Annotated in this window: 24 protein-coding genes, 1 tRNA gene, 1 pseudogene and 1 riboswitch; of the genes and pseudogenes, 9 read left to right on the forward strand and 17 right to left on the reverse strand. The window is 62.5% G+C overall.

What is annotated here, in order from left to right:
• Positions 1–57 precede the first annotated feature (57 nt).
• The 3 genes from ACVWWD_RS12220 to ACVWWD_RS12230 all read left to right on the forward strand — a co-directional run bounded on the left by ACVWWD_RS12220 (position 58) and on the right by ACVWWD_RS12230 (position 3,364).
• Positions 58–1,257, forward strand: coding sequence for an aspartate aminotransferase family protein (locus tag ACVWWD_RS12220; protein ID WP_352547221.1), 1,200 nt, complete (start codon positions 58–60; stop codon positions 1,255–1,257).
• A 16-nt stretch (positions 1,258–1,273) separates the two neighbouring features.
• Positions 1,274–2,185, forward strand: a complete 912-nt coding sequence (argF, locus tag ACVWWD_RS12225) for an ornithine carbamoyltransferase (protein WP_023772984.1) — start codon at positions 1,274–1,276, stop codon at positions 2,183–2,185.
• Between the two features lie 147 nt (positions 2,186–2,332).
• Positions 2,333–3,364 (forward strand): Hsp33 family molecular chaperone, encoded by a 1,032-nt coding sequence (locus ACVWWD_RS12230; protein ID WP_352547223.1) that lies wholly within the window; start codon positions 2,333–2,335, stop codon positions 3,362–3,364.
• Positions 3,365–3,437: 73 nt separating this feature from the next.
• On the opposite strand, the gene apaG is transcribed toward ACVWWD_RS12230, so the two are convergent.
• Positions 3,438–3,830 (reverse strand): Co2+/Mg2+ efflux protein ApaG, encoded by a 393-nt coding sequence (apaG, locus tag ACVWWD_RS12235; RefSeq protein WP_023772981.1) that lies wholly within the window; start codon positions 3,828–3,830, stop codon positions 3,438–3,440.
• Between the two features lie 219 nt (positions 3,831–4,049).
• Between apaG and ACVWWD_RS12240 the strand changes: the two genes are divergently transcribed.
• Positions 4,050–5,201, forward strand: coding sequence for a ceramide glucosyltransferase (locus ACVWWD_RS12240; RefSeq protein ID WP_023772980.1), 1,152 nt, complete (start codon positions 4,050–4,052; stop codon positions 5,199–5,201).
• Positions 5,202–5,231: 30 nt separating this feature from the next.
• On the opposite strand, the gene ACVWWD_RS12245 is transcribed toward ACVWWD_RS12240, so the two are convergent.
• Positions 5,232–6,422, reverse strand: coding sequence for an O-succinylhomoserine sulfhydrylase (locus ACVWWD_RS12245; protein ID WP_023795380.1), 1,191 nt, complete (start codon positions 6,420–6,422; stop codon positions 5,232–5,234).
• A gap of 56 nt (positions 6,423–6,478) precedes the next feature.
• Positions 6,479–6,556: riboswitch (SAM riboswitch) on the reverse strand.
• A 158-nt stretch (positions 6,557–6,714) separates the two neighbouring features.
• Between ACVWWD_RS12245 and ACVWWD_RS12250 the strand changes: the two genes are divergently transcribed.
• A complete protein-coding gene (locus ACVWWD_RS12250; protein WP_023772978.1) occupies positions 6,715–7,809 on the forward strand; it encodes a 2'-deoxycytidine 5'-triphosphate deaminase in 1,095 nt (364 codons plus the stop codon).
• Positions 7,810–8,013: 204 nt separating this feature from the next.
• Here the strand turns inward: ACVWWD_RS12250 and araD1 are convergent, their stop codons facing one another.
• From araD1 to chvE, 4 genes are all read right to left on the reverse strand, one after another.
• Entirely contained in the window at positions 8,014–9,006 is a 993-nt protein-coding gene (gene araD1, locus ACVWWD_RS12255) for an AraD1 family protein (RefSeq protein WP_023783474.1), read from the reverse strand.
• A 200-nt stretch (positions 9,007–9,206) separates the two neighbouring features.
• Complete coding sequence (mmsB, locus tag ACVWWD_RS12260; RefSeq protein ID WP_023772975.1) at positions 9,207–10,499, reverse strand: multiple monosaccharide ABC transporter permease; 1,293 nt, start codon at positions 10,497–10,499, stop codon at positions 9,207–9,209.
• Entirely contained in the window at positions 10,496–12,028 is a 1,533-nt protein-coding gene (gene mmsA, locus ACVWWD_RS12265) for a multiple monosaccharide ABC transporter ATP-binding protein (RefSeq protein WP_352547226.1), read from the reverse strand. Before mmsA ends, mmsB begins: the two co-directional genes overlap by 4 nt.
• A gap of 164 nt (positions 12,029–12,192) precedes the next feature.
• Entirely contained in the window at positions 12,193–13,263 is a 1,071-nt protein-coding gene (gene chvE, locus ACVWWD_RS12270; protein ID WP_015319282.1) for a multiple monosaccharide ABC transporter substrate-binding protein, read from the reverse strand.
• 291 nt (positions 13,264–13,554) lie between these two features.
• Between chvE and ACVWWD_RS12275 the strand changes: the two genes are divergently transcribed.
• The 3 genes from ACVWWD_RS12275 to ACVWWD_RS12285 all read left to right on the forward strand — a co-directional run bounded on the left by ACVWWD_RS12275 (position 13,555) and on the right by ACVWWD_RS12285 (position 15,994).
• Entirely contained in the window at positions 13,555–14,544 is a 990-nt protein-coding gene (locus tag ACVWWD_RS12275; RefSeq protein ID WP_352547228.1) for a LysR family transcriptional regulator, read from the forward strand.
• A 106-nt stretch (positions 14,545–14,650) separates the two neighbouring features.
• Positions 14,651–15,001 (forward strand): protamine-2 (modular protein), encoded by a 351-nt coding sequence (locus tag ACVWWD_RS12280; protein WP_352547230.1) that lies wholly within the window; start codon positions 14,651–14,653, stop codon positions 14,999–15,001.
• 231 nt (positions 15,002–15,232) lie between these two features.
• Positions 15,233–15,994 (forward strand): Stf0 family sulfotransferase, encoded by a 762-nt coding sequence (locus ACVWWD_RS12285; RefSeq protein WP_023772971.1) that lies wholly within the window; start codon positions 15,233–15,235, stop codon positions 15,992–15,994.
• A gap of 97 nt (positions 15,995–16,091) precedes the next feature.
• Here the strand turns inward: ACVWWD_RS12285 and ACVWWD_RS12290 are convergent.
• Positions 16,092–16,312, reverse strand: a pseudogene (locus tag ACVWWD_RS12290) (DUF768 domain-containing protein).
• A 712-nt stretch (positions 16,313–17,024) separates the two neighbouring features.
• Here ACVWWD_RS12290 and ACVWWD_RS12295 point away from each other — a divergent pair.
• Positions 17,025–17,231, forward strand: coding sequence for a hypothetical protein (locus ACVWWD_RS12295; protein WP_352547232.1), 207 nt, complete (start codon positions 17,025–17,027; stop codon positions 17,229–17,231).
• 229 nt (positions 17,232–17,460) lie between these two features.
• Here ACVWWD_RS12295 and ACVWWD_RS12300 read toward each other — a convergent pair whose 3' ends face one another.
• The 10 genes from ACVWWD_RS12300 to ACVWWD_RS12345 form a co-directional block, all read right to left on the reverse strand.
• Positions 17,461–17,772, reverse strand: a complete 312-nt coding sequence (locus ACVWWD_RS12300) for a hypothetical protein (protein WP_352547233.1) — start codon at positions 17,770–17,772, stop codon at positions 17,461–17,463.
• Between the two features lie 38 nt (positions 17,773–17,810).
• Positions 17,811–17,884, reverse strand: a tRNA-Gly gene (locus tag ACVWWD_RS12305).
• 52 nt (positions 17,885–17,936) lie between these two features.
• A complete protein-coding gene (locus tag ACVWWD_RS12310; protein ID WP_352547235.1) occupies positions 17,937–19,868 on the reverse strand; it encodes an acyltransferase family protein in 1,932 nt (643 codons plus the stop codon).
• 206 nt (positions 19,869–20,074) lie between these two features.
• Positions 20,075–21,565: a hypothetical protein gene (locus tag ACVWWD_RS12315; RefSeq protein WP_352547237.1), complete on the reverse strand. Its 1,491-nt coding sequence runs from the start codon at positions 21,563–21,565 to the stop codon at positions 20,075–20,077.
• Positions 21,562–21,978, reverse strand: a complete 417-nt coding sequence (locus tag ACVWWD_RS12320) for a GtrA family protein (protein ID WP_352547239.1) — start codon at positions 21,976–21,978, stop codon at positions 21,562–21,564. Before ACVWWD_RS12320 ends, ACVWWD_RS12315 begins: the two co-directional genes overlap by 4 nt.
• Before the next feature lie 74 nt (positions 21,979–22,052).
• Positions 22,053–23,081: a glycosyltransferase family 2 protein gene (locus ACVWWD_RS12325; protein ID WP_023782190.1), complete on the reverse strand. Its 1,029-nt coding sequence runs from the start codon at positions 23,079–23,081 to the stop codon at positions 22,053–22,055.
• Positions 23,082–23,196: 115 nt separating this feature from the next.
• On the reverse strand, positions 23,197–24,627 hold the full coding sequence (locus tag ACVWWD_RS12330) for a sensor histidine kinase (protein ID WP_352547240.1): 1,431 nt from the start codon (positions 24,625–24,627) through the stop codon (positions 23,197–23,199).
• Entirely contained in the window at positions 24,624–25,298 is a 675-nt protein-coding gene (locus tag ACVWWD_RS12335; protein ID WP_023770998.1) for a response regulator transcription factor, read from the reverse strand. The genes ACVWWD_RS12330 and ACVWWD_RS12335 overlap by 4 nt, the downstream gene beginning before the upstream one ends.
• 46 nt (positions 25,299–25,344) lie before the next feature.
• Positions 25,345–25,731, reverse strand: a complete 387-nt coding sequence (locus ACVWWD_RS12340) for a hypothetical protein (RefSeq protein ID WP_023782188.1) — start codon at positions 25,729–25,731, stop codon at positions 25,345–25,347.
• 175 nt (positions 25,732–25,906) lie between these two features.
• The gene (locus ACVWWD_RS12345) at positions 25,907–26,524 is read right to left on the reverse strand and encodes an outer membrane protein (protein WP_352547241.1); all 618 of its coding nucleotides are present in this window, start codon (positions 26,522–26,524) and stop codon (positions 25,907–25,909) included.
• Positions 26,525–26,732: the final 208 nt, after the last annotated feature.

The following is a 26,732-nucleotide window of genomic DNA, read 5'->3' on the forward strand; positions in this document are numbered from 1 at the left end:
GCAGAAGGCCGCCGCTTTGGCGGCTTTTTTGATTTTCCGGTACCGGAGACGCATATAATGAGCGGTTCGGCGCTTTACGAGACCTTTGCTCGCGCACCCCTGGCCTTCGACCATGGGGAAGGCACTTGGCTGGTTACGGACAAGGGCGAGCGATATCTCGATTTCGCCGGCGGCATCGCGGTCAATTCACTTGGCCATGGCCATCCGCACCTTGTCGCGGCCCTCACCGAGCAGGCGGCGAAACTCTGGCACGTCTCCAATCTCTATGAGATCCCGGGGCAGAGCAGGCTTGCCGAGCGGCTGGCTGATGCTACCTTCGCCGACAAGGTGTTCTTCACCAATTCCGGCGCCGAGGCGCTGGAATGCGCGATCAAGACGGCGCGGCGATACCACTTCGTCAAGGGAAATCCCGAGCGCTTCCGCATTATCACCTTCGAAGGCGCCTTCCATGGCCGCACGCTGGCGACCATCGCGGCAGGCGGCCAGTACAAATATCTCGAAGGCTTCGGACCCAAGGTCGAAGGCTTCGACCAGGTTGGCTTCGACGACATCGATGCCGCCGAGAAGGCGATCACGCCCGAGACCGCCGCGATCCTGATCGAGCCGGTGCAAGGCGAGGGCGGTATCCGCCCAGTACCGACACAGTCGCTCAAGCGGCTGCGGCAGCTCTGCGAACGGCACGGCCTGTTATTGATATACGATGAGGTCCAATGCGGCATTGGCCGTACCGGCAAGCTGTTCGCGCATGAGTGGTCTGCGGTGACGCCCGACATCATGGCGATCGCCAAGGGCATCGGTGGCGGCTTCCCGATGGGCGCCTGCCTTGCCACCGACGAGGCCGCCGTCGGCATGACCGCCGGCGTGCACGGCACCACATTCGGCGGCAATCCGCTGGCAATGGCGGTCGGCAACGCCGTGCTCGACGTCGTTCTGGAAGACGGCTTTCTGGAGGATGTCCAGCGCAAGGCGCTGCTGATGAAGCAGGGGCTAGCCTCGATAGCCGACGAATTCCCAGAAATCGTCGAGGATATCCGGGGCACCGGGCTGATGCTCGGCCTTAAATGCGCGATGCCCAACGGCAAGGTAAACATGGCGCTGCGCGACCAGCATTTGCTGGCCGTTCCGGCCGGCGACAACGTCATTCGCCTGCTGCCACCGCTCACCGTCACCGACGCCGAGATTCACGAATCGCTCAACCGCATCCGCGCCGGCGCCAAGGGCCTGTCGGAGGCGATCGCCTCCGCCGCCGCGAAGTAATCCGGAACCATTCCTGATGTCAGTTCGCCATTTCACCGATCTTTCCACCGTTTCCGAAGGCGATTTGCGCTTCATGCTGGATGATGCGGTAACGCGAAAGGCGCGTCTCAAGGCCGGCGAGCGGACCAAGCCGCTCGAAGGCAAGGTGCTGGCCATGATCTTCGACAAGCCGTCGACGCGCACGCGCGTTTCTTTCGACGTCGGCATGCGCCAGCTCGGCGGCGAGACCATCATGCTGACCGGCACCGAGATGCAGCTCGGCCGCTCCGAAACCATCGCCGACACCGCCAAGGTGCTGTCGCGCTACGTCGATGCGATCATGATCCGCACCACCTCGCATGAGCGGCTGCTGGAACTGACCGAGAATGCCACCGTTCCGGTGATCAACGGCCTGACCGACGACACCCACCCGTGCCAGCTGATGGCCGACATCATGACCTTCGAGGAGCATCGCGGTCCGGTTGCCGGCAAGACGATTGCCTGGACCGGCGACGGCAACAATGTGCTGCACTCACTGCTTGAGGCCTCGGCACGGTTCCGCTTCAATCTCAACGTCGCCGTGCCCGAAGGCAGCGAACCGGCGCAGAAGCATATCGACTGGTCAAAGGCGCATGGCGGCCAGCTCTATTTCACCCGCTCGCCCGAGGAAGCCGTCGACCAGGCCGACTGCATCGTCACCGACTGCTGGGTGTCGATGGGACAGGAACACCGTGCTCGCGGCCACAATGTCTTCTCGCCCTATCAGGTCAACGCGGCGCTGATGGCCAAGGCCAAGCCGGATGCATTGTTCATGCACTGCCTGCCGGCCCATCGCGGCGAGGAAGTAACCGACGAGGTCATCGACGGGCCGCATTCGGTGGTCTTCGACGAGGCCGAGAACCGGCTCCATGCCCAGAAGGCGGTGCTTGCCTGGTGCCTCGGTGCTTAGAGTGTTTCGGTGCTTAGAGCGTCTTGGTGCTTGAAGTGTCTTGGGCGCCCGAAATGCCCAGGCGCTTGATCTGCGGCGGCGCGATGCCTATCTGCGCCGCATCACGCAAATCAAGCGCGTTTGGACGCATGTGCCCACCAGGGCCGCATGGCCGCGCCCTGGAGCTTTGTCATGTTGGAAAGCCATCAAGTGACTGAACATCACCCCAAACTCGGCGAGTTCGGCTATGCCGGCGACGATCACGTCGTTCCCTTCGAGGTCGGTCCGCTCGACGTGCGCGGCCGCACGGTCCAGCTTGGGCCGATGCTCGACGCCATCCTTGGCCGCCACGATTATCCCGAGCCGGTCGCCCGCCTGCTGGCGGAAGCCTGTGTGCTGACCGTTCTGCTCGGCACCTCGCTCAAATTCGAAGGCAAGTTCATCCTGCAGACCCGTACCGACGGGCCTGTCGACATGCTGGTCGCGGACTTTTCCACGCCCTCGGCGCTGCGCGCCTACGCACGCTTCGATGCGGATCGGCTCGAAGCACTGGTCGGGGCAGGTGAGACGTCCCAGCAGACGCTGCTTGGCAGCGGCGTGCTGGCGCTGACCATCGACCAGGGCGCTCATACGCAGCGTTATCAAGGCATCGTCCAGCTCGATGGCGAAACGCTGGAAGATGCGGCACGCACCTATTTCCGTCAGTCGGAACAGATCCCGACCGATATCAGGCTCTCGGTCGCCAAGCTGCTGACCCCCGGTGTCGGCGGCGCGCGCGAGCAATGGCGCGCCGGCGGCATCCTGGCGCAGTTCCTGCCGCAATCGCCCGAGCGCATGCGCATTCCGGACCTGCCGGGTGGGGACGGCGATCCGCGCGAGCAAGTCCACGATCCGGCCGATAATTCCTGGCAGGAACTCCTGGCGTTGCTAGGCACCATCGAGCCGACCGAATTGATCGACCCGACCATCGGCGCCGAGCGGCTGCTTTATCGCCTCTTCCATGAGCATGGCGTGCGCGTCTTCGGCGGCGTTCCCGTCGCCGACCAGTGCTCATGCTCCCGCGACAAGATCCGTGGCATCCTCGAGGGCTTCTCCGCGCAGGAGATCAAGGACAGCACCGAGGATGGCGGCATCCATGTCGCGTGCGAATTCTGCTCGACGCAGTACGACTTCGACCCAGCCGAGTTTGCGGCTCAGTAAAGCCTTTCCTTCTCCCCGTTCCGCGGGGAGAAGGTGCCCGAAGGGCGGCTGAGGGCAGCGTGACCGTCGGCCCTCAGTTCACCGTGCGCCTTGTCCCCGGCAGATCGAGCGAGAAGGCTGGGATGGCGATGTCGAACGTCTCGCCGCGCTTGTTGCGCATCGTGTAGCGTCCGACCATGATCCCGGAGGGTGTCGAGAGCGGGCAGCCGGACGTGTACTGATAGCTGTCGCCGGGATTGAGTTCCGGCTGGTCGCCGACAACGCCCGGCCCGCGCACCTCCTCGACCCGGCCGGCACCATCGGTGATATGCCAATAGCGCGACAGAAGCTGCACGAACTCGTCAGACTGGTTGTCGATCGTTATCTGATAGCCCCAGACGTAGCGGTTCTCCTGGGGATCCGAACGATCCTCCAGATAGAACGGCCTGACCTGCACTTCGATGTTGCGCGTCACGGCGCGGTACATGAGCGGCTCCAAAACAATCCGACGACTTTCGACGCTCGCGGTGAGCAGGTCAACGTGCGCGTCTTGTCGCGCCTGGGATTGAAACGCAGGTGCCGGCAAAGAATGTCATTTAAGTGACACACGACAATGGTGGTGTGCGCGAACCGGGCGACTCGGCCCTCTGTCGAACTGTTGAAAACGGCCGCGACGCGGGCCGACTTCCGGAGTGACCAGATCTCGATGGAACTCACTCTCATATCCGCCTCGCTTTCGACCGCACTCATCCTCTCAAACGCTGCCAGCATCCTGCTTGCCGCTTCACAGCTGAAACGGCGCGCCACGATCGCCCCGCCGGCGGGCAGATCGCCGGCGGTGTCGATTCTCGTCCCGTCGCGCGGCGTCGAGCCCTTCACACGTGAGACGCTGGAACGCGCCTTCGCGCTCGACTGGCCACGCTACGAACTGATCTTCTGCGTCGCCCATGCCGACGACCCGGTGGTCAAACTGATAAACAGGGCGATTGCCCGGTTTCCGCAGGTGCCGGCCCGGCTGTTGATCGGCGACGACCGTGTCAGCGCCAATCCCAAGCTCAACAATTGCGTGAAAGGCTGGGAAGCGGCGCGCCACGACTGGGTCATTCTTGCCGATTCCAACGTTCTGATGCCTAGGGACTACGTCGAGCACATGATGGCGGCGTGGCGGCACGGTACCGGCCTTGTCTGCTCGACGCCGATCGGCTCCAGGCCAGATGGTTTCTGGGCCGACGTCGAATGCGCCTTCCTGAACACATTGCAGGCCCGCTGGCAGTATGCCGGCGAGGCGCTCGGCCTCGGCTTCGCGCAGGGCAAGAGCATGCTGTGGAACAAGCCGATGCTGGACGCCAATGGCGGCATCCGCGCGCTGGCCGCCGAGATCGCCGAGGACGCCGCCGCGACCAAGCTGGTGAACGGCCTCGGCCTGCGTGTCAACCTCGTTGCGGCGCCCTTCGAGCAGCCGCTCGGCCAGCGCACGTTTCGCGAGATCTGGTCGCGCCAGGCCCGCTGGGCGCGCCTGCGCCGCGTCACCTTCCCGCTGTTCTTCGCGCCCGAGATCCTGACTGGTGCGGCGGTCCCGCTGGTTCTTGCGCTGGTTGCGGCGGGGAGCGCCGGCGTCAGCCTCTGGGCGACCGCGATTGCCGTGCTGGCGGCGTTCTATCTTCCGGAATGCGCTCTGGCCCTGGCCAAGGGTTGGCACGTCTCGACGCGCATGATCGCGGCGACGGTCGCGCGGGACGTCATGCTCCCGGCCATCTGGGCGCGCGGCTGGCTCGGCGGCGCCGTCGACTGGCGCGGCAACGCCATGACCATCCGGACCAAGACGGCGGAACTGGAGGAGACGCCGTCGAGCGCCTGATCGCTGCTGACGACGCTGCCTGGACGAAACCTATTTGGCGGCCTTCAACGCTTGCGCGATATCTTCAAGCAGATCGTCCGTATCCTCCAGGCCGACCGACAGCCTGAGCGTACCGGGCCCGATGCCGAGTTCGGCGCGGGCCTCGTCGCTCAAATTCTTGTGGGTGGTCGTCGCCGGGTGGGTGATCAGGCTCTTGGCATCGCCCAGATTGTTCGAGATCAGCACGATGTCGAGGGCGTTCTGCAGGGCGAAGGCCGCCGGCTTGCCGCCCTTGACGTCGAGGCAGATCAGCGTCGAGCCACCCGACATCTGCTTCTTGACGATATCGGCCTGCGGGTGGTCGGCGCGGCCGGGATAGATGACGCGGGCGATCTGCGGCTGCTCGGCCAGGAAGTCGGCGATCTTGCCGGCGCTCTCGGTCTGCTGGCGCACGCGCAGCGGCAAGGTCTCGAGGCCCTTCAGCAAGGTCCAGGCGTTGAACGGCGACAGGCTGGGGCCCGTGTGGCGGAAATAGTCGTGCAGGTTCTCGTCGATCCACTTCTTGTCCGACAGGATGACGCCGCCCAGGCAGCGGCCCTGGCCGTCAATATGCTTGGTGGCCGAGTAGACGACGATGTGCGCACCAAGCTGCAATGGCTTCTGCTGTAGGGGCGTGGCGAAGACATTGTCGACGACCAGCCGCGCGCCGATCGAATTGGCAAGCGAGGCGACGGCGGCGATGTCGACGACTTCGAGCGTCGGGTTGGTCGGGCTCTCCAGGAAGAACAGCTTGGTGTTCGGCCTGACCGCCTTTTCCCAATTGGCGATCTCGGTGCCGTCGACCAAGGTCGCCTCGATGCCATAGCGCGGCGCCAGTGTCTCGACCACCCAGCGACAGGAGCCGAACAGCGCGCGCGCCGCCACGATGTGGTCGCCGGCCTTGACGCTGCACAGAAGGGCAGCCGTCACCGCCGCCATGCCCGACGCCGTGGCGCGCGCGTCTTCGGCGCCTTCAAGCGCGCACATGCGCTTTTCGAACATGTCGACGGTCGGGTTGGCGTAGCGCGAATAGATGAAACCAGGCTCTTCGCCCTTGAAGCGGGCTTCGGCGGCCTGCGCCGTCTGATAGACATAACCCTGGGTCAGGTACATCGCCTCGGAGGTTTCGCCGAAGCCGGAACGCAGGGTTCCGCCATGCACGAGTGCCGTCTGAGGTTTCCAGTTGCGCTTCTTGGTGCTCATCGCTTTGTTCCAGACACAAAAAAACCGGCCGCGAAAGTCGCAACCGGTCCATACGGCCTTGCGGCCCGACGGTCCTTTAGCGACTTGTTTAACGTGGCTGCAAGCCGACCGGCCAAATCACCACGGGATAACGACCCTTTAGACCCGCGCCACGCTTGCGTCAATTGCCGGCTTCATTAAGACGTTTGTACCAAGGCAGGTTCCGCAAAAGTGCCCGGCGGTTTTGCGGCAAGAACCTGCAACAAACAAGAACCTGCAACCAAAGAGACCAGTCTTGGGGCGGAGCCAGACTTTGCGGCAGACAGGCATTCTTCCCGATCAGGACATTTCGGCGCTGTTCCGGTCCGGCGCGCTGAAGTCGCAGCGTGCACTCGATGCCGACCAGATCCAGCCGGCGAGCCTTGATCTCAGATTGGGCGAAAAGGCCTGGCGGGTTCGCGCCTCGTTCCTGCCCGGTCCCAACCACAAGGTGTCGGAAAAGCTCGATCGGCTGCAACTGCACGAGATCAGCCTGACCGAAGGCGCGGTCCTCGAAACCGGCTGCGTCTATATTGTGCCGCTGCTCGAAAGTCTGGTCCTACCGGCTGACATTTCGGCCTCGGCCAATCCGAAGAGCTCGACCGGGCGGCTCGACATCTTCACCCGCGTCATGACCGATCGGGGCCACGAGTTCGATAAGATCGCCGCCGGCTACAACGGTCCGCTCTATCTCGAGGTCAGCCCGCGCACCTTTCCGATCATCGCGCGCACGGGTTCGCGCCTGTCCCAGATACGCTTTCGCACCGGCAACGCGCTGCTCTCGGAAGCCGAGTTGCATGACCTGCATCGTGCCGAGATGCTGGTCGCCACGGAGCCGCCGAACATTTCCGGCGGCGGCATCGCGCTGTCGATCGACCTCAATGGCGACAAGGATGGGTTGGTCGGCTATCGCGGCAAGCACCACACCGGCCTCGTCGATGTCGACAAGCGCGCCGCGCAGGACGTCCTCGACTTCTGGGAGCCGATCCACAAGAGCCGCGCCGGCGAACTGGTGCTCGATCCGGACGAGTTCTACATCCTCGTCAGCCAGGAAGCGGTGCATGTGCCGCCGCTCTACGCCGCCGAGATGACGCCGTTCGATCCGCTGGTCGGCGAGTTTCGTGTCCATTATGCCGGCTTTTTCGATCCGGGTTTCGGCCATTCGGCGGCCGGCGGCACCGGCAGCCGGGCGGTGCTCGAAGTGCGCAGCCACGAAGTGCCGTTCATCCTCGACCACGGCCAGATCGTCGGCCGGCTGGTCTACGAGCACATGCTGAAGCGACCACAGGCGCTCTACGGCACCGATCTCGGCTCGAACTACCAGGCACAGGGCCTGAAGCTGTCGAAGCATTTCCGCTCCGTGCGATGAGGTCGAAGCTGCCGATCTCCCTCTTGTGGGTCCTTGTTGTGGGAGAGATGCCCGGCAGGGCAGAGGGGGCGCGAAGGATTGCTGCTCATCCCGCGATCTGTTGAGAGCCGAAGGCGTGACTGGAACCTATTGCTAGATCAGCGGGAGAGCGCCCCGCTCTGGCTTGCCGGCCATCCCACGAGGGGAAATCACCAGCTCATGGCTTCAAAGCGCCCTTACCGACACCTTCACCGGCTTCTCGATCTCGAGCGGGTTGCGCAGCGGCAGTCCGAAATCCCCGGCCTCGATCTCGAACACGTCGCCGGCCTCCGTCTTGATACCGTCGGCGAAGGATAGCGTCGCGGTGCCGAACATATGCACATGCACGTCGCCAGGCTGGCGGAAGGCCGAATATTTGAAGTGGTGGTGTTCGAGATTGGCGATGGTGTGGGACATGTTCGTTTCACCCGACAGGAAGGGCTTTTCCCACAAAGCCTTGCCGTCGCGCAGGATGCGCGACGTGCCGCGGATGTCCGAAGGCAGGTCTCCGATCAGGATCTCCGGGCCGAAGGAGGCATTGCGCAGCTTGGAGTGGGCGAGGAAGAGATAGTTCACGCGCTCGGTCACATGGTCCGAGAATTCGTTCGACAAGGTGAAGCCAACGCGGAAGGGCGCCCCGTCATCGCCGATGACATAGATCCCAGCGACCTCGGGTTCCTCGCCGGCATCCTTGGCAAAGGCCGGCGACATGAGCGCCGCGCCAGGCGCGACCGCCATGGTGCCGTTGCCCTTGTAGAACCATTCCGGCTGCACGCCGACCTGGCCTTTCGCGGGCTTGCCGCCTTCCAGTCCCATGCGGAACATCTTCATGGAATCGGTAAGTTGCTCCTCGCCGTCGGTGCTGAGCTTCTTGTGCATGGAATCGCGCGTCGCGGCCGACCCCAGATGCGTCAGCCCGGTGCCGGTCAGGTGCAGATGCGCCGGGTCGGGGTGATTGATCGGCGACAGCAGGCGCCCCCTCTTGTAGGCGGCGTCGAGATCGATCGTCTCGCCAAGCCCCTTGCGTTCGATCAGGGCGGCCAGGCCGACGCCGGTGCGGGCGGCCTCCATCGCCAGCGAATAGACGCTGCGCGCCCCGTTAATGATCCGGGTCTTCCCTCCGCTGCGGGCAACGACACGGATCGTCTCGGCGTCGTCGAGAATCTGCGAGATCAGCATGATCAGTCCTCTCATTTATCTGTATCCGGCTGCCAATGGGCAAATCCTGACCGGCGCGGCGCGGAAACGCGCCACGGTTTGAAACGCTTCGTCCGGATTGCATTCGCGAGCCTGGTCCTTCGCCGGACTTCTTGGTGCCGACGGGCTGCCGGCAGCTTCGCGATCTAGAACCCGTATGCCTCCTAGTCCTCGCCCCGCCCTCAAGCCTTGTTCTTGTTGTAGACGTCGAAGATGACGGCCCCGAGCAGCACCAGGCCCTTGACCACCTGCTGCCAGTCGACATTGACGCCCATGATGGACATGCCGTTGTTCATCACGCCCATGATGAAGCCGCCGACCACCGCGCCGATGACCTGGCCGACGCCGCCCATCGCCGAGGCGCCGCCGATGAAGACGGCCGCGATCACGTCGAGTTCGCTGCCGAGGCCCGCGGCCGGCACGGCCTGGCCGAGACGTGCGGCGATGATCAGCCCGCCGAGCGCCGACAGAACGCCCATATTGACGAACACCCAGAGCGTCAGCCGCTCGGTGTTGATGCCCGACAGTTGCGCCGCCTTGGCGTTGCCTCCCATGGCGTAGATGCGGCGGCCGATGGTCATGCGCTTGGTGACGAAGACGAACAGCGAGATCAGTACGCCCATCACCAGGAGCACGATCGGCAGGCCCCGATAGGTCGCGAACTGGAAGATCAGGAAGAGCGCCAGCGCGCTGCCGACCAGCGTCTTGATGACGAACAGGGTGAAAGGCTCGGCCTCGTAACCGTGGAGTTCGCGCTTGCGTCGCGTCCTGAAGCCGAAATAGGCGTAGGCGAGCACCGCGATCAGGCCCAGCACGATTGTCGTCATGTGAAGCGTCAGGCCACTGCCCAAAACGGTTTTGCCGGCCGCGTTCACCGTCGGCGGGATCAGGGTCAGCGGACCGATGACGTCGGGAATGAAACCGGAACTCAGCGCCTTGAAACTGTCGGGAAGCGGGCCAACCGAGGAGCCGCCGCCAAGCAGCGCCTGGCAGATGCCGCGGAAGATCAGCATGCCGGCGAGCGTCACGATGAAGCTTGGTATGCGGTGATAGGCGATCCAGTACCCTTGCGCGCCACCGATCAACCCGCCGACGATGAGGCAGACGATCGAGACAACAAGCGGATTGCTGAACATGCCGAGCGGCCAGATGACCATCATCATGGCGGCAAGCGCGCCGATGAAGCCGGCGACCGATCCCACGCTGAGATCGATATAGCCGGCGACGATGACCAGCAGCATGCCGAGCGCCATCACGATGATGAACGAGTTCTGCTGCACCAGGTTGCTCAGGTTGACCGGTTTGAACAGCGTTCCCGACGTCGTGTACTGGAAGAACAGCATGATGACGATCAGCGCGATGATCAGGCCGTATTCGCGCAGGTTCGTCGTCAGCGCCGAGACGGCGACGCGAGGACCCTGCTTGACGTCCTCGGCGGTGCCGCTTTGCGGTGCGGGAGCGCTGTCTGTGCTCATGATGCTTTTCCTTCTCCGCGAACAATGGCGCGCATGATTTTTTCCTGGCTGGCGTCATTTGCCGCCATCTCGCCGACGATGCGCCCTTCGTTCATGACATAGATTCTGTCGGTGATGCCGAGGAGTTCCGGCATTTCAGACGAGATGACGATGATCGCTTTGCCCTCGGCGGCGAGGCGGGCGATGATTGTATAGATTTCGTACTTGGCGCCGACGTCGATACCGCGCGTCGGCTCGTCGAGGATCAGAACTTCCGGGTCGGCGAACAGCCATTTCGACAGCACCACCTTCTGCTGGTTGCCGCCCGAGAGATTGCCGGTCAGCTGATAGACGCTGGAGGCGCGGATATTGGTCTTCTTGCGATAGTCGTTGGCGACGCTCATTTCGCGCATATCGTCGATGACGCCGCCACTGGAAACGCCGGCGAGGTTGGCCAGCGTCACATTGTGCTTGATATGGTCGATGAGGTTCAGCCCATAGGTCTTGCGGTCCTCGGTGACATAGGCGATGCCGTTCTGCACGGCCTTGCCCACTGTGGAAAGGTCCACGGGCTTGCCGTTGAGCAGCACCTCGCCGCTGATGCGCCGGCCATAGGAGCGGCCGAACAGGCTCATGGCGAATTCGGTGCGACCGGCGCCCATCAGTCCCGCAATGCCGACAACTTCGCCCTTGCGCACCTTCAGGTCGATGCTCTTGATCACTTGCCGTTCGGCATGGATCGGGTGGTAGACGGACCAGTCCTTGACCTCGAAAATGACGTCGCCGATGCTAGGTTCGCGCGGCGGGTAGCGATCATCGAGGGATCGGCCGACCATCGAGGTGATGATGCGGTCCTCGCTGATATCCTTCCTCGGCAATGTCTCGATCGTGCGCCCGTCGCGGATCACCGTCACCTTGTCGGCGACGCGGTTCACCTCGTTGAGCTTGTGGGAGATCAGGATCGAGGTCATGCCCTGCCGCTTGAACTCGAGCAAAAGATCGAGCAGCGCCTGGCTGTCCTTTTCGCTGAGCGATGCTGTCGGCTCGTCGAGGATCAGCAGCTTCACTTCCTTGCTTAGCGCCTTGGCGATCTCGACCAGCTGCTGCTTGCCGACGCCGATATGGGTGATCAGCGTCTTGGGGTCTTCCTTGAGCCCGACTTTTTTCAAAAGCTCGGACGTGCGCGCCTCGTTGGCGTCCCAGTCGATGACGCCGTATCTGGCGTGCTCGTTGCCCAGGAAAATGTTTTCGGCGATCGACAGCATCGGCACCAGCGCAAGCTCCTGGTGTATGATGACGATGCCCTTGTGTTCGCTGTCATGGATGCCTTTGAACTGGCATTCCTGGCCCTGAAAGATGATCTGGCCATCATAGGTGCCGGAGGGATAGACGCCCGAAAGCACCTTCATCAGTGTCGATTTTCCAGCGCCGTTCTCGCCGACCACGGCATGGATTTCGCCTTCCTCGACGCGGAGGTTGACGTTCGACAGCGCCTTCACGCCGGGGAACGTCTTGGTGATGTCGCGCATCTCCAAAATCGTCGAGGTCATCAGGGCAAGCTCCTCCTAGACTTTCTTTTTTTAGGCAATTCCTGACGGAAAACCGCTGCGCACTTTTCCGGGAATGGCTCTAGGCCGGTAGAAACAATACCGGGGCCGCTTGTGAACGAAAAGGGGCCCTGCGTCGCGCAGGACCCCTGTCTTTGTAACCGGGATTACTTCAGGTCTTCGGCCTTGATGTAGCCGGAGTCGACGACCAGGGCCTGGTAGTTCGACTTGTCGACCTCATGCGGGGTCAGCAGGATCGAGGGAACCACCTTGACGTCGTTGTTGTAGGTCTTTTCGTCGAGGCCTTCCGGCTTGCCGCCGGAGAGCACCTTGTCGACCAGCTGCACCGTGGCCTTGGCCAGTTCGCGGGTATCCTTGAACACGGTCGAGTACTGCTCGCCCGAGATGATCAGCTTGACCGAGGCGGTCTCGGCGTCCTGACCGGTCACGATTGGCCAGGGCTGTGCGTCGGTGCCGTAACCGACAGCGCGCAGCGAGGCGGTGATGCCGCGCGACAGGCCGTCATAGGGCGACAGAACGCCATCGACGCGGCTGCCGTCCGAGTAGTTGGCCGACAGAAGGTTGTCCATGCGCGCCTGGGCGGTGGCGGCGAGCCAGCGCAGCGTGCCGACCTTGTCCATGCCGGTCTGGCCGGACTTGATCTTGATCGAGCCGTCGTCGATCAGCGGCTGCAGGACGGAGATCGCGCCATTGTAGAAGAAGAAGGCGTTGTTGTCGTCGGGCGAGCCGCCGAACAGTTCGACGTTCCACGGCTTGGTGTTCGGGAAACGCTCCTTGAGACCCTTGACCAGGGAATTCGCCTGGATCACGCCGACGCCGAAATTGTCGAAGGTGGTGTAATAGTCGACATTCTTGGTCTTCTTGATCAGGCGGTCATAAGCGACGACGACGACGCCCGCGTCGTTGGCCTTCTGCAGCGCATCCGAAAGGGTGGTGCCGTCGATGGAGGCGATGATCAGCGCCTTCGGACCCTTGGTGATTTCGTTTTCCAGCTGGCTGAGCTGGTTGGGGATGTCGTCCTGCGCGTATTGCAGGTCGACAGTGTAGCCGAGCGCCTCGAGCTGGGATTTGACGGCGTCGCCGTCATTGATCCAGCGTTGCGAGGTCTTGGTCGGCATCAGCACGCCGACAAGACCCTTGTCGGCCGCGTGCGCCTGATAGGTCATGGCAGCGATGCCAAGGGCCGCCACGGCGGCCAGCGTCTTGATAATCTTCACATTACTCTCCCTGGTTGATGGACGCGACACCTCGGGGCTTCGCGGGCCGCGCAGCCAGACAGGAGCGCAAACGCGCCGCTGTCGGCATTATCGATCTCCGGTATCCTCCCAATCGGCTCCGCGACGCGGTTCAATCGATACGATTTTGATCGCCACCGACCCGTGCGCCTCGGAACGCGCGAAGGGTGGGTCCCTTTGCCATAACTGTCAAATGCGATCTTTGGTGGTTGCTATACCGAAATCGGTATGATCTAGCATCCGGAAAGCAATCGGCGAGAAAGCTGGGAGATCATGGCGGCATTGCGCGATCCCGATGCGATTCCAGTAAGTTACGAGAAGCTCCCGGGAGACGGGGAGACACTCCTGCGCAGTGGCTTGAGCTTGCGCCATATGCGCATGATCGCCGCCCTCGACGATCACGGACGGGTGAGCGCCGCGGCCCAGGTCATGAACATCTCCCAGCCGGCCGCTTCGCGCATGATCGCCGAGATGGAAGCGGTGCTCGACGTGAAGCTGTGCGAACGGCTGCCGCGCGGGGTGACCCTCACTCCCTATGGCCAGGCGCTTGCCAGGCGCGCCCGCTCGATCCTGCTCGAGATGCTCGAAGCCGACCGCGAGATTGCCGAGCTCAAGGCCGGCAAGGGCGGTTCGGTGTTCCTCGGCGCCGTGACCGCGCCGGCGATCGAATTGGCGGTGCCGGCGATCCGTGAAATCCGCCGCATCTACCCGCGCATCGAGATCACCATGCAGGTCGAGACGTCGAACGTGCTCGCCCGCGAGCTGATCGCCTCGCGCCACGACTTCATCATCGCCCGCATTCCCGACGACCTCAATCCACGACTGTTCGAATCCCGTGTGATCGGCGTCGAGAAGGCCTGCCTGATCGTGCGCCGCGGCCACCCGCTCGCCGGAGGCAATATGGTGCGGCTGGAAGACACCGCTGCCTATGACTGGGTCTTCCAGTCGGGCGGTTCGCCCTTGCGTCAGGCGATGGAGAGCAACTTCCTGAACCGCAACATCGCGCTGCCGGACCGGATCTTGAACACCAGTTCACTGCTGCTCACACTTGTCATGGTCGCGCAATCGGATGCCATCGCGCCGGTCTCGGTGCAAGTGGCGAAGTTCATCCAGAACCCGGACGGGCTTGCCGGGGCCATCGATGTCGTCCAAACCGAATTCGACATCGAGGTCAGACCCTACAGCCTGATCACCGTCAGGAATCGCGTCCTGTCGCCGGCCGCCAAGATGCTGCATGATTTCATCCTGCGCGAAGTGGGGTGATGGAACGAGAACCGCTGCCGCACGTTCAAGCCGTTCGGCATGCGCGCTGGAGCCCGTTGCGGGCGAGGGAACGAGGTGTCGAAGATCAACAACTCGGGAGGTTTTTATGGAACGTCGGTTGTTTCTTACTGGAATGCTTGGCGTCGCGGGGGCAGTGGCGTTTGCGAGCGTGGCCGGACCCGGCCGCGCGGTAGCTGGTGTTCCCCAGGGAAACGGAATTCTCGATGAACTGGACAAGCCGGATCCGGCTGTCTTCGAAGGGGATGACGCGGTCGAGGTGGAGCAGGTCTCGCATCGCGACTGGCATTTTCGCCGCCATCATGGCCACGATGGCTACTGGCGTCGTCGCGACGGGCGTCGCCGCGGCTGGAGACGAGTTTGCCGCAGCTACTGGCGCCATGGCCGCCGTCGCACCCGCTGCTGGCGCGAGCGCGTCTGGCTCCGCATTGGGCTATAATCGCTTCGTGCTGACGCATAGGCCGGCCACCACAGGTGGCCGGCACCTGTGTTCGGGCTCTTCAAGTGCAGGAAACTCGCACTTTTGCCTTGCTGCCGCCGAATCGGCGGAACCATATAAGCCTTTGTCCGTTTAAACCTGTTTAAGCGGAGCTTTGACCATGCCGAGGGACCATCAAGAAGAACGGCATTCTGCAATCAAGATCATGCGAGCCGTGGAGAAGCGGCACGCATGAAGGGCGTCGCGATACTGACCGAAGCCCGCAGCGGCTCCGAATGGCTTGGCAGTCTAACGAACAGCACGGGACTGTTGGGCAAGTCGGCCGAGTGGCTCGACACGGCCAATCTGGGGTGCAAGCCGAAATCCTTCGATGACCTGATGTCCGCCGTGATCGATCGCGGCGCAACCGCAAACGGCACGTTCGCCGTGAAACTGTTTCCACGACATCTTCACTGGTCGCAGGCCAGATATGGAGCTGACTTCCTCGCTGAATGCAGCCGGCGCCATTCCATGGGCTTGGTCCTGCTGGAGCGGCGGGACCGCCTTCGCCAAGCGATTTCCTATTGCCGGGCAAAGGCGTCGGGGTGTTGGAAAAGCACGATGGACGGCGCCGATCTGGTTCCGCGATACGACTTCGCTGGCATCTGCCAGGCCTATTTCCTGATCGAGCAGAGCTATGCCTTCTGGGAAGCTTACCTGCGGCTGGCCGATCTGGCATACGATCACTTTTTTTATGAGGATCTGTTGGACGATCCTCGGCCGTACGTTGCGTCGGTGGCCCGGCAGTTGTCGGTTGAAATGCCGGACGGAGAGTTCGAAACGAATTTACGGCTGCAGCGGGACGATCTCACCGAAGATTGGGCGGAGCGGTTCCGCAACGACGTCAAATCGGAAGACCTCCTAGCGCATCTCCCCAGGAAGGTGGCGCCGCGGAACATCAACAACCTCGCCCGGTTCCTCCTCAAGAAGCAGATGCTAACCGGACAGGCCTAGGGGAGACAGGTCACGTGGCATGAAGTGCCTGATCACGAGCCGCTGAAGCCGGAAGCCGTCAAAGAGTCCTGAAGCACAAGAAGCGTCAACGACACTCCTATCCCGTCAAACCGGGTTGGAAATGCACTATGGCATCAAGGATGGTGCGATAGAGGCTGTCGACTTCGTCGTCGATCTCCCCCGCTTGATGCCGACTGCCTTTGCATCGGCGATGAGCTTGTGCGTGAGTTCGTCAACGGAGATTACATCCGCGGGTGCGGTCTCAGGGACGTTGTTCGCGATCCATTGGTCAAGGAAGTTGATGCCACGCGTGCTCATGTGGCCCTCATCCGAACAACGTAAGCGAAGGTCCGCTTCTCGCCCTTCAACTCCGTGACACGTAGCCAGTTTTCTTCCTGGCGCCTGAATGTGACAGGCTTGCCAGCATGTGCTTCCGCCGCTTTGAAAGGCAACGGTGCTGTGACTATGCTCGATGACATAGCCGATCCGGCGGCCATGACCTCGACCCGATACTGCGGCATCCGAGCTCCCCGCGATTTGTTCTCCCATCGCGGTTCAATTAGTTAAAGCTAAAATAGTTCCGGAACATCGTGGCCGAGCGGCGTCGTTCAAACGCACGAGCAAAGAAGACAACGCGACGTTAGGTTCCGGTGCCGCACGGCCCGGCAGCCAACCTGAAAATCTCAAGCTTCTCGCTGTAAGACAGCCGTACCCTTTGACCGCATCGCTTACAGGTGAAAGTCGTTACGGACTTGACCCAGGAGCCTTTCCTGACCAGTGGGGTTTTGCAGCTTGGACACTGAAAGGTTAGGTTTTGGTCGAGCAACTGCTTGGATAGAGCCATTTCATCTTCTCCCAGATGAAATGAGCCTGCAAGACTGCTGCCAGAGCGCGTGTGCTGGAACGACACAGTGCGGGCTAAGGCCGCTGGCGCGTGTCGCCGGCGCCTTCTTTGAACTCGCGGGCTGGCAAGGAACCAAAGCGGAAAATAAGTATTTCCTAATGGAAGGGCTACGACGGACCCGACACAATGGATGTGCATTTCGAACTGGAACTAGCTAAGGCCAGGCTAAGTGTGAGCCAAGCTGAATCCGAACTGAAACGTCTCGAGCGGATAATGGATAAGCGCTATGGCGTGGGCATCGATCTTGCCCTCTGCGACACGATGAGAGTCGCCCAGCGCCGTGTCAGCGAAGCAAGAGAGCACCTGACGAGGATCAAGGCGGGCAACGCCTGATGTCCCCTTTAAAAAAGCAGACGCCCGCGCGTGAGCCAGCGGGCCTCTAAGCTTTCGATGGGGATAGTGAGGAGGTCGGCCCGGCCGTCGAGGCGGAAAGACGTTCGCGCTTATTCCAAACAGGCTTCTGGTAAATCTTCTTCATAGTCGCTCCCTCGCTTTACCCTGGGCGCTCAATTGCCCAGTGCCCGCAAGCCAGCCACACCGACCGGGTCGGTGTGGCTCTTGGTCAATCGCCGGCGCCCGCGATCACCAGTTCGGCCGCCGGACAAAAGCCGCTACCCATGAACAGCAGCGCACGACCATTGCGAATAGAATAGTCCGCATGCCGGGCCGTCGGAAAAAATGGTAGTGTGCTGAGAGTTCTGCAAATTCGCTGAGAGAGGGCGGTCATGGCAGGCTGGTGATGTTCAACGTCACCTGATTCCCGCGAAGGAACGCCACCATGACCATGACCGAAGATAAAACCGCCATCGCTGCCGTCAAAGACATTCTGCTTTCGAAGCCGGATGAGCAGCCCGGCTGTCGGAAAGCGCTGCAAGCGGTTGTGAATCTACTTCGAGCCCTTGCAGCGCAAGCTGGAGCGGGTAGCGGGAATCGAACCCGCGCGTTCAGCTTGGGAAGCTGACAGGCTACCATTACATCATACCCGCGCTGCAGCCTCGTTACCATGACGGCATGGCTTCGGGCAATCGCAAACCGGCCTCACAAGGCGGGCTTCGCCAGCTCACCGGTGAGGGTCGGCCTTGGTTCCCTGGCCTTTGCGACTTCGCCGCCGGCGGCGAAGCTCGGCCAGTATTTCGAGATGGCCAGCGTCGCGCCGGCGGAAGAGAAATGGCCATAGTCGAAATAGAGAAACTGCTTGCTGCCGGCATCCGCATAGGAGCAACCGGTGGCGTCGCACAGATAGGTGAGCGGGTCGATGAAGGTCGCGCCGTTGGCAAAGAGTTGCACCTGCTTGTTGATGTCGGGATCCATGGCCATCGGCCAGGATGTATTCGCGGCGCCTTCGTGTCTTGCAAAGAAAGCGATCTTCTGGACGTCGGCGATGAACTCCGGAGACTGGCCGATGACATAGACCTTGACACCCATGGCGCGCAGCCGGTCGATCGTCATCTGAAGTCCGTCGAAGCCCCTGGCCTGGTAGTCGGTCCATCGACCGCTCAGGATCACCGCCTGGATGTTGGCATCACGGATGATCGACAGCGCCCGTTCGTTGAAGCGGGTGCAGGCCGGCCGGGCATAGGAAAAATAGCTCAGGTTGGGTGGGCAGCCGGCATAGGTATATTGGACGACGTTGGCCTGGATTTTCTGCGCGTTGGCTTCCAGGCCCGATACGTAGTGAGCCGCGAAGGAATCGCCCCACAGCAGCACATTGGTGGCAAAGCCGTGCGTGCGCGTGCAGTCGGCAAGGTTCCAATCCTCGATCCGGCTTGCACCCTCATTGAAGCAGACACCGTTGCGCCAGTCGCCCACCAGGATCCGTTGCGTCGAGAAATCCGGGAACCGCTGCGGAAAGCCCTTGCCCAGCACACCGGCCAGGCCGCCGACGCACAGCAGGGCGATCGCCGTCGCCGAAAAGGCGAAGATCGGCAGCGGGGCGGTGAGGGCCCGCTTCTGCCGGAAAGGCTGCTCGACATACTTCCATGAGAAGGTCGCCAGGGCGACGCTGGCCACCGTCATAGCGACGATCATCGGCACCGAGATGGCTTTCAGCGAGAGGTAGTGGACGAAGGAGTTGATCGGCCAGTGAACAAGGTAGAGCGAATAGGAGATGAGGCCGATCCAGACCATCGGGGCGAACTGAAGCACACGTGTGGCGAGGGGCTCGGGTCGGTTCGCATGGTTCTGGCCCGCATAGATCAGCAGGGCCGTTCCGACGCAGGGAAACAGGGCATTATAGCCCGGAAATGGGTCGCTCTCCGAAATCGTCAGGAAGCCGAAGCCAAGCAGTGCAAAGCCGGCCAGGCCAATCAGTTCCGTCGCCGGCCGGCTGGCAAGTGGCGGCGGCCTTTTCAGCATCAGCATGGCGCCCAGCGCCAGCTCCCAGATGCGTGTCGGCAGCAGGTAAAAGCCGGCGGTCGGCGCCAGCGTGGTCGCCATCACCGCCAGGGCAAAACTGCCGATGGTGATGGGCAGAAGTATCGTCAGCCAGCGCTTCGAGGCATAGCGGTAGATCAGATAAACCAGGATCGGCGCGAAGATGTAGTACTGTTCCTCGACCGAAAGCGACCATGTGTGCAGCAGCGGCCGCAGTTCGGCGTCGATCGAAAAATAGTTCGTCGTCTTCCAGAAATAGATGTTCGACCAGAAGGTCGAGGCAGCGATCACGCTGAGGCTGAATTCGTGCAGGTCCGACGGCAGGAGGATGAACCATGCCGCGATGCTTGCAAGCAGGATGACGAAGGTCAGCGCCGGCAGGATGCGCCGTGCACGGCGCCAGTAGAAGCGGCCGATCGAAAACTGGCCGCGCTCGAGATCATCCAGCAAGCTGCCGCTGATCAGATAGCCCGATATGACAAAGAAAATATCGACGCCGGTAAACCCCCCTGGGATGGCGGACACGCCAAAATGAAAGAGCACCACGGGTAGCACCGCAACGGCCCGTAGGCCGTCGATGTCGCGCCTGTAGTTCATTCGGACAGTCCGCGGCTCGCCGCCCGCCGATCTCGTGCGAAGCATGCCACGCCGCTCATGCGCCGATGCCCTGATTGTGCGAAAAATCGTGACGCGTGGGGTTCACAGGCTCTCCTCTGCAAAACGATTTTGCTGCACTGCAACATGAGTGTCAAGCCGGAACGCCGTGCTTTGAACGCCCGCGAAGCCGGTTAGGATGCGGCCGATCAGGTTGCCGGCAGGTAGATCACGGCATAGTCATCGGCATAGGCCCGCTTCCAGCCCAACTCGGCGAAGAAGGGGATGCGAGTATCCACGGCTGTAAGCAGTGCCCAGCCGATCGCGTATTTCTTCAACTGGGCCTCGAGCAGTGGTTTTCCCCCGGGCTGCCCCATCGCCTCATCCGCTTTCGTGAACCCGCCCAGGAACAGCTGGTCCGTCCTGCCGTCGACATAGGTCTTGATGTCGTGGAAAATCAGTGTGCCGCCGAAATTGTAGGAATTCAGCACATTGCCTGCGAGGTGGTGATTCCTGGCGAACGCAAGAGCGCCGCTGGCTGATGTCTTCGGGCTCGGCGCGACCTGGTAGGCATTGTTTAGCACAAGGATCGCAACGACCAGCGACACCGCCGTCGCGCCGCAGAGCAGACGGAACCGGCTGGCGAAGAATTTTTCCAGTCCGTCGCGCCCTTCATTCAGCCAGGCGCTTGCGGACAGGGTGGGATATTGGCGCGCGACCTCGACCGCGACCACCAGGGGAACAAGCAGGAAGAACAGATAGACGAACCGCAGATGCGAAAGGTAGACGTGCAAGGTGAAGACGATGAACAACGCCTTGGCCCAGCCGATCCGTAGCCTCGATGTCAGAAGCCCGAAAAAGGCCAGCAGTGTCGCGGCTTCCTGGAGGACCTGTTCCTGGGCATTGAACGGCCGCCACTCCAGGATCAGCGGCACCGCCTCATTGCCATAGGCGACGGTGAGCGTGGCCAGGATGGCCTGCACGCCATAAGGGTTTATCAGGCTGACCAACGGACAGAGCAGGCCAAACGCCACCCACTTCGCCAAAAGTGCGGGTTTCGACAGGCCGGTGCGCGCCAGGAGATCGAGGCCGGCGAAGCCAGCGATGATGAAGCTCAGGGTGAACGTGGCATGCAGGTTCGCCCACAATACGACCAGACCGAGCAGCCAGAGCGGCGGGGCCTTCTCGTCCCGCGCGGCACGAAACAGCATCGTCGTCCAGACGACGATGATCGGCAAGGTGAAGACGTGCGGGCGCGCCGTATAGATCGGGCTGATCAGGAATGCCGCGACGAATGCCAGCGCTACGGCCAGGACCGGTTTCAGATGCGCGCTGAGGAACCATCCCGACAGGAAGACCGCGAGACAGATCGTGCCGATGATCAGCGTGACGACGCCGTTCCAGCCGCCCGCGCTGTAGGCAAGGGCCAGCAGAACCTGCCCCAGCCATTCCTTGGCGATCCACGGTTGGCCGGCAAAGGTGTAGGAATAGGTGTCGACGGTCGGAAGCGTTCCGTTTGCCAGGAAATCCAGCCCCACTTTGACATGCCACCAGCTGTCGGGGTCCTGCAGGGTTGCGCTGGCAAAGGTTGCCAGAACCGTCGCCATGACACCCGCGCCGATCAGGCAGAATATCAGCCTGGCGCGCTGTGCGTCCTCGAGCGGCGAGAACACCGGAACGATTGCCTCGACCTTGTTCATGTCGCCGCTCCAGGGGATTTCATGTCGATCGCGATCAAGACAGTGTCCTTTGCCGCGCCGACGAAGACGAAACGGGCCGAGCCGAGATAGAAGAGGACCGAATAGAGGCAGTTTCCCGCCAGATGGACAAACGGATTTTCGACGATGCCGGCGGACATGGCGGCGACCACTATCGTCAGATTTGCGGTATAAGCCACAACGAAGGCAAGCGCATACCGCACGGCCGTGCCGGAGCGAAAACCGCCCGCACGGCCGAAGGTCCAGCGGCGGTTGAGGAAGAAGCCAAGGACAAGGCCGCCGGCATAGCCGGTCATGTTGGCGGCGATGTCGCCCAGGCCCAGCTTCAGCCCAGCCAGGATAAGACAATAGCCCAGAGCCGTGTTGAGCAGCCCGACCGCGCCAAACCGCAGCATTCTTGAAAAGCCGGCCGGAACAGCCGACCATATCCTGCCCATGGCGTTCCCGTTACCCACGGTCGACCCTTGCCTCAACGACGCGCCGCCCGTTTCACTATTTCCTGGAGGCGGTGGACTGGCAGGTCCTGGTCCTCGCCCGCCGCCTGGCTTCGTGAAACGATCTCGTTGACGAAATAAAGCGGTCGCCGCTTCGTCTCCATGTACATGCGGCCGAGATACTCGCCGAAAATGCCCAGCACCAGAAGTTGGACGCTGCCCAGGATAAGCATGATCGCGGCAAGGCTCGTCCAGCCCGGCAGAACATTGCCGATAGACCATTCGAACAGCGTATAGCCAAGCACGACCAGGCCGAGCAGGCCGAACATCATGCCCAGCAGCGAAGCGAAGCGCAAAGGCACGATCGAAAAGCTGGTCATTGCGTCGACCGCCAGAAGAACCATCTTCTTCAACGGGTAGTGCGTGGCGCCGGCAAAGCGCCGCTGCCGTTCATAGGGGAAGGCGACCTGCCTCAGCCCGATCCAGCTCACCATGCCGCGAATGAACCTGTAGCGTTCGGGCATCGCGACAAGATGGTCCAGCGCGCGGCGGCTCATCAGCCGGAAATCTCCGGAGTCCGGCGCGATCTCGACATCGACCATCCGGCCGAGCAGGCGGTAGAACATCGAGGCGGAGGCCAGCTTGAACCAGCTTTCGCCCTCCCGTTTCACCCTTTGGCCGTAGACGACGTCAAAGCCTTCATCCATCTTCGCCATCATCGCGCCAAGCAGTTCGGGCGGATCCTGGAGGTCGGCGTCGAGAATGAGGATGCGTTGGCCGCGGCAGAATTCCAGCCCAGCGCTCAAGGCGATCTGATGGCCGTAGTTGCGGGCAAGGTCGATGGCGACCACATGGTCGTCCTTTTCGGCCAGTTCGAAAATGGCCTCACGGGTGCCGTCGGTCGCTCCATCGATGACGAGAACGACCTCGTAGGAGAGGCTTTGCTCGAGGCATGCCGCGCTGACGCGTCGATGAAGCTCCGCCACGCCGTCGCGCTCATTGTAGCAAGGCACGACGACCGACAACATGGGTGCGCGGTGCGCGCCGATTTTTCCCGTTCCCACCAAAGCCTGGCTCCCCGCTTTGGAATGGCAATAGCGGCAATTGGTTAGAAAACAGAAAACAGGTAGCTAGGGGGTCGCGCGGCCGCCACGCTTTTGGCGCCGCCGGTGGCACGTGTCACGAACGAACCGGCAGTTCCATGCGGATGCGGGCACCGCGCCATGAGCCCGCCAGGATCCGGATTGTTCCCTCGTGCAGCAGAGCGATCTGCCGGGCGAGGTCCAGCCCCAACCCCGCACCGCGCGACTGCGGATGCAGGCGATAGAAGGGCTCGAAGACATTCTCCCGCTCATCCACGGGAATGCCCGGGCCGTCGTCGCGCACTTCGATGCCGCCACTCCTGTCGATCGCAAGCGTGATGGTGCCGGCGCCGCCGCCATGCTCGATGGCATTGCGCACGAGGTTGGCGAGCGCCCGCTCGATCTGCAGCACGTTGACTTCGACGCGTGTCTTGTCGGGCGAAGGCTCGAAGGCAAGGTCGTAGCCGGCCTCGATGGCGAGCGGCGCGAAGTCGGCCGCCACCCGTCTGACCAGATCATCGAGATCGACAATCTCGCGCTGGTCCGATGGGCGGTCGAGCAATTGATGGTCGAGCAGTTGCTGCGCAAGGTGCGACAGGCGCTCGATGTCATGCAGCAGCCGCGCGCTTTGCGGCTCCTGCCGCAGCAACTCGGCGCGGGTGCGCAGGATGGCGATCGGCGTGCGCAATTCGTGGGCCGCGTCGGTGAGGAAACGGTTGTGCCGGTCGTACCCCTGCGCGAGGCGGGCCAAAGCATCGTTGAAGGCATGCACCAGCGGCGCGATTTCCTGCGGCACGTGCTTGACCGGCAACTGCATCGCGCGGGTGCCGATATCGATGCGGGCAGCTTGGGGGACGGTTTCGACCAGGCCGGCAAAGGAGCGGCGCACGACGGCCGGTGTCGTCACCAGCGTGATCGCGCCCATGACGAGGACGATGGGCAACAGCAGGATCGCGACGACGAGCGCAAGCGCCGGCAGCGCGCGCTCCCAATTCCTGCTGCCGTCCGGATATCGGGCGACCTCCACCGTGGCCGAAATGTTGATCTCGAGCCCGTCGGTCTCCTGGCGCGAGGACTGCGTCGCGGCGATGATCCGGACCGCGCCGGCCCTGGTCGAAGCGTTTTCGGTATAGGCTTCCGGCCGCATGTCCTTGTCGGAGAATCCGATCGTGGCGTGGTCTGCCTCGCCGAGTAGGCCGCCGAAGTCCTTGGTGTAGACATCCGGTATCGTGCCGGAACGGACGCTCTGCCCGTGATCGTCGCGAACGATGTACCAGACATTGGGGAAGCTCCGGCGAAACGCCGCAAGATCTTCCGTTTCACGCACAATCAGGCCGCCGTCCTTGTCGCGTTCGACGGCATCCTTGACGGCCGCGACGGCAGCCTCGTTGTCGATGAGCAGGCTCGGATTGGCGATCCAAAGGGCTGCCGCGCAAAGCACGATGAAGAGGAGCAGCGTCGCGGCCTGCAGCAGGATCAGCCGGCGGATCAGGATCCATTGCAGCGAGCGCGGGCGCACCTTCTTCACGACGCCGCCCGCAGGAGGTAACCAAGGTTGCGGATCGCCCGGATCTCGATGCCGGCCGCGACGTCTTCGAGTTTGCGGCGCAGCCGCGAGACGTGCGCGTCGAGCGCATTCGAGCCGATCTCGTCGTCCAGGGCGTAGACGGCCTCCTCGAGTGCGCCGCGCATGATGGTCCGGCCCGGCCGGCGGATAAGCGTTTCAAGTACCAGCCTTTCACGCCGTGGCAAATCGAGCGTCTGATCCGCGACCAGCGCCTCGCGATGGCGGAAATCATAGGTGAGGCGGCCAACCCTCGTCTGGTTGGCGCGCGAGGCGAACGAGCGCCGGTGCAGGGCATGGAGCCGCGCGACGAGTTCCACCGTGGCGAAGGGCTTGACCATGTAATCGTCGGCGCCGGCATCGAGCCCGGCAACCCGGTCGTCCAACCCGCTCATCGCCGTCAGCGCGATGACAGGCACATCCAGATGCAAGGCACGCAGGCGCGGGATCAGGCTGAGGCCGTCGCCATCCGGCAGCCGGCGATCCAACACCACGGCGTCGTGATGGCCCAGACGAGCCACCGCCTCGGCGTCGGCCAAGGTAGCGGCATGATCGACGATGATGTCCAGACGCTCCAGAGCGGCCTTCAGCACGGACGCCATTTCCGGTTCGTCCTCGATCAGCAGGACGCGCATCGGCGTTCTCCTTCACCCGCCGCCACAGGATTTGCGGCGCCGCCGTTCATTCGCATTCCAGCTTTGGCCGGCGGAAATTGGTGATGAACCAGCGGTCGCCGGAAGCGCGGGCATAAAATGTGTAGAAGCATTCCTGACGCTCGATATAGCCGGGCGTGTCGGTCTCTTCATAGATGGTTCCATGTTTTGTGTGGCGAACCTCACCGCTGGACGTTCCGGAAACCGCGGACGTCGAGACCTGGCGCCACTGATAGGCGCGCTCTCCCTGGCCGAGGTCGATGACCGCCGTTGGCGGACCGTAATCCAGAACGACCGATTCGACCGGTCGTCCGACATAGTTCTTCATGATGTCGGAGGCGCAGCCCGCCAAGGCGAGTGCGATCGCAATGAACAATAGCTTGGTCGTCCGTAGGCCGGGGCGATGCGTGGACATTGCTGTTCCCATGGTGAAAATTCACGCAAGAAACCTAGATTGCGAACATTACATCGACATTGCGACAAGCATGGAATGCTCCTTGCATCGAGGAAACGTCAGCGTCCGGACATCAACAACAAGACCGCGCGATGCCGTTGGGGCCATCGCGCGATCGAGGTCGGTCGCCTGCTGTTTAGAACCGGTAGTCGATGCCGGCTTTCAACTCATGGCTGCCGATCGTCTCCTTGGATCCGCCAAGCGCCGATTTCGTTTCCACCCCGGGGGTGCGGACATAGTCGTACTCGACCTTGGCCGAGAGGCCGCCGGCGAAGCCCTGCTCGATGCCGGCGCCGACGAGGTAACCCATCTTCCAGTCGTCGCTGCTCCTTACGCCGTCACCCTTGTCGAACTTGGTCATGGCCACGCCGCCGGTTCCGAACAGCAGGGTCTGGTCGAAACTCACGCCGGCCTTCGCCTTGGCCGCTCCGCGCCATTTTCCCTTGATCTTGCCGCCCCGGACATCGTGTTCGGCGCCGCCTAGATAGGAGCCTTCGATCTCGGCGCCGAGAACCGCCGAGCCCATCTGCTGGTTGTAGCCGGCCTGGACGCCGCCGCTGAAGCCGTTTCGACCGGCGAACGGGTTCGGCATCCTCGTGAAGGCCGTACCGCCGTGGATGCCGACATAGGCGCCGCTCCACTGGAAGGCGGGGGGATCATTGTAGGTGGGGGAAAGGTCGGCGGCCGTCGCCGGACGGAGAAGACAAAGGGCGATGGCACTCGCCGTCAGGACGATCTTTGCTTGAGGGGACACTACATTACTCCAACACGGACGCGCATCGGTGTCCGACACGCTGGTTAACTGTTGTGAAGCCTGACCCTTCGGCGGTTAGGCTCCGATCGGCGTCTTTCAGGGATGGCTGCGCGGTTCCGGCGACCGGATTTAACCGGCTGTGGCGGGGCAGAGCGCCGTGCGGTCCGTCACCTGAAAGACGCCCGATATCTCGCAAGCGAAAATTGCA

The sequence above is a fragment of the Mesorhizobium sp. URHB0026 genome, from assembly GCF_054059755.1.

What these genes read in the sequence shown, in the direction of transcription:
- argF (WP_023772984.1), top strand. Translation starts at nt 1,274, where the DNA reads ATGTCAGTTCGCCATTTCACCGATCTTTCCACCGTTTCCGAAGGCGAT.
- ACVWWD_RS12340 (WP_023782188.1), bottom strand. Translation starts at nt 25,731, where the DNA reads ATGTCCACGCATCGCCCCGGCCTACGGACGACCAAGCTATTGTTCATT.
- ACVWWD_RS12240 (WP_023772980.1), top strand. Translation starts at nt 4,050, where the DNA reads ATGGAACTCACTCTCATATCCGCCTCGCTTTCGACCGCACTCATCCTC.
- ACVWWD_RS12285 (WP_023772971.1), top strand. Translation starts at nt 15,233, where the DNA reads ATGAAGGGCGTCGCGATACTGACCGAAGCCCGCAGCGGCTCCGAATGG.
- mmsA (WP_352547226.1), bottom strand. Translation starts at nt 12,028, where the DNA reads ATGACCTCGACGATTTTGGAGATGCGCGACATCACCAAGACGTTCCCC.
- ACVWWD_RS12280 (WP_352547230.1), top strand. Translation starts at nt 14,651, where the DNA reads ATGGAACGTCGGTTGTTTCTTACTGGAATGCTTGGCGTCGCGGGGGCA.
- ACVWWD_RS12335 (WP_023770998.1), bottom strand. Translation starts at nt 25,298, where the DNA reads ATGCGCGTCCTGCTGATCGAGGACGAACCGGAAATGGCGTCCGTGCTG.
- ACVWWD_RS12310 (WP_352547235.1), bottom strand. Translation starts at nt 19,868, where the DNA reads ATGAACTACAGGCGCGACATCGACGGCCTACGGGCCGTTGCGGTGCTA.
- ACVWWD_RS12220 (WP_352547221.1), top strand. Translation starts at nt 58, where the DNA reads ATGAGCGGTTCGGCGCTTTACGAGACCTTTGCTCGCGCACCCCTGGCC.
- mmsB (WP_023772975.1), bottom strand. Translation starts at nt 10,499, where the DNA reads ATGAGCACAGACAGCGCTCCCGCACCGCAAAGCGGCACCGCCGAGGAC.
- ACVWWD_RS12275 (WP_352547228.1), top strand. Translation starts at nt 13,555, where the DNA reads ATGGCGGCATTGCGCGATCCCGATGCGATTCCAGTAAGTTACGAGAAG.
- ACVWWD_RS12315 (WP_352547237.1), bottom strand. Translation starts at nt 21,565, where the DNA reads ATGAACAAGGTCGAGGCAATCGTTCCGGTGTTCTCGCCGCTCGAGGAC.
- ACVWWD_RS12320 (WP_352547239.1), bottom strand. Translation starts at nt 21,978, where the DNA reads ATGCTGCGGTTTGGCGCGGTCGGGCTGCTCAACACGGCTCTGGGCTAT.
- ACVWWD_RS12245 (WP_023795380.1), bottom strand. Translation starts at nt 6,422, where the DNA reads ATGAGCACCAAGAAGCGCAACTGGAAACCTCAGACGGCACTCGTGCAT.
- ACVWWD_RS12295 (WP_352547232.1), top strand. Translation starts at nt 17,025, where the DNA reads ATGGATGTGCATTTCGAACTGGAACTAGCTAAGGCCAGGCTAAGTGTG.
- ACVWWD_RS12230 (WP_352547223.1), top strand. Translation starts at nt 2,333, where the DNA reads ATGGCCGCGCCCTGGAGCTTTGTCATGTTGGAAAGCCATCAAGTGACT.
- apaG (WP_023772981.1), bottom strand. Translation starts at nt 3,830, where the DNA reads ATGTACCGCGCCGTGACGCGCAACATCGAAGTGCAGGTCAGGCCGTTC.
- araD1 (WP_023783474.1), bottom strand. Translation starts at nt 9,006, where the DNA reads ATGCTGATCTCGCAGATTCTCGACGACGCCGAGACGATCCGTGTCGTT.